This window comes from Micromonospora sp. KC213 (assembly GCF_004348325.1).
GTDB lineage: Bacteria > Actinomycetota > Actinomycetes > Mycobacteriales > Micromonosporaceae > Micromonospora.
Window position 1 is genome coordinate 1 of record NZ_SMKF01000340.1, and the last position, 1,559, is coordinate 1,559.

Consider the following 1,559-nt stretch of genomic DNA (forward strand, 5'->3'; position numbering starts at 1 on the left):
GCCCCCACCAGCGCCAGCCCGAAGCCGTCGCCGCCGAAGGCGACCACGTCGGCCGCGGCGACGCGGGCCGCCGCCGCGTCCCGGCAGAGCGGCGCACGCGCCGGCAGCGCGCGGGCCGCCACCGGCGACGACAGCACGAACACGGTGGCCGCCGGCGCCAACAGCCAGGTGCAGCAGGTGGTCGACCTGGTCAACGCCGAGCGGGCCAAGGCCGGCTGCGGAAAGCTGGCCACCGACGACAAGCTCATGCTCGCCGCCCAGCAGCACAGCCAGGACCAGGCCGACCACCGGACCATGTCGCACACCGGCAGTGACGGCAGCAACCCCGGAACCCGACTGGACCGGGTCGGCTACCGCTGGCGCACGTACGGCGAGAACGTCGCCTGGAACCAGCAGACCCCGGAGGCGGTCATGGCCGCCTGGATGAAGAGTTCCGGGCACCGGGCGAACATTCTCAACTGCGCCTTCACCGAGATCGGCGTCGGCGTGGCGAGCAGCAACGGGCCGTACTGGACCCAGGTCTTCGCCGCACCCCGCTGAGCGGTCCACCGCCTGCGCCCCCGGTCCCGACGCCCACCGCGTCCCGGCCGGGGGCGCGCTCGTTTGACCGGACGAGGCGCGCCGGACGAGGCGCCCGGCGTACCGACGCGGGGCGGCACGGCGTCGACCGGGACCCGGGAGCGGCCCATGCGGATCCGGCGGCCAGGACGGCCCGACGGATCGGCCCGCCCGTCGACGCCGGCCCGGGCGTCGTGGCGGCGCACCGTCCGCCGGGCGCTGCCGGGCGCCGTCGCGCTCACCCTGCTGACCCCCGCCTGCGGTGTGGTGCCCCGCCCGCCGGGCGCGCCGACCCCGTGGCCCACCGGGTACGCCCACCGGTGGCAGTGGCAGTGGCAACTCGACGGTCCGCTCGACACGGCGGTGCCGGCGGACGTCTTCCTGCTCGACCCGGTGCGGACCACCACCGCGCAGGCCACCGACCTGCGGCGGCGGGAACGCCGCCTCATCTGCCAGGTGCACGTGGGCTCGTACGCCGCCACCGATCCGGACGCCACCCGCTTCCCGGCGGTGGTCCGCGGCGCCCCCGCCGGCCGGCCCGGCAGTCGGTGGCTCGACGTCCGGCGGTGGGACGTGCTGCGACCGGTGCTGGCCGACCGGTTCCGACTCTGTCGGGGCAAGGGGTTCGGCGCGGTGGCCCTGGCCGACGCCGACGGGTACGCCCACCACTCCGGGTTCGACCTGGGCTTCGACGACCAACTCCGGTTCAACCGGCGACTGGCCGCGCTGGCCCGTTCGCTGGAGCTCTCTCCCGGACTGCTGAACGACCTGGCGCAGGTGGCGGCGCTGGCCCCCGACTTCGACTTCGCGGTCGACGAGGAGTGCGTACGCCTGCGTCGGTGCGCCCGGCTGCTGCCCTTCGTGGAGGCCGGCAAGCCGGTCTTCCATGTGGAGTACACCGGCTCGCCCGCGACCTTCTGCGTGCAGACCCTGGGCTACGGCTTCGCCTCCATCCGCAAGAACCGCACCCGGGACGCCTGGCGGGCCCCCTGCCTGCCGCC

Annotated in this window: 2 protein-coding genes; both read left to right on the forward strand. The window is 75.7% G+C overall.

The genetic code is table 11. The annotated features are described in order from the left end of the window. A partial coding sequence (locus E1166_RS30480; protein ID WP_132343246.1) for a CAP domain-containing protein occupies positions 1–540 on the forward strand: 540 nt, incomplete at its 5' end. A gap of 147 nt (positions 541–687) precedes the next feature. Beyond that, on the forward strand, positions 688–1,559 hold an 872-nt coding region (locus E1166_RS30485), incomplete at its 3' end, for an endo alpha-1,4 polygalactosaminidase (protein WP_132343247.1).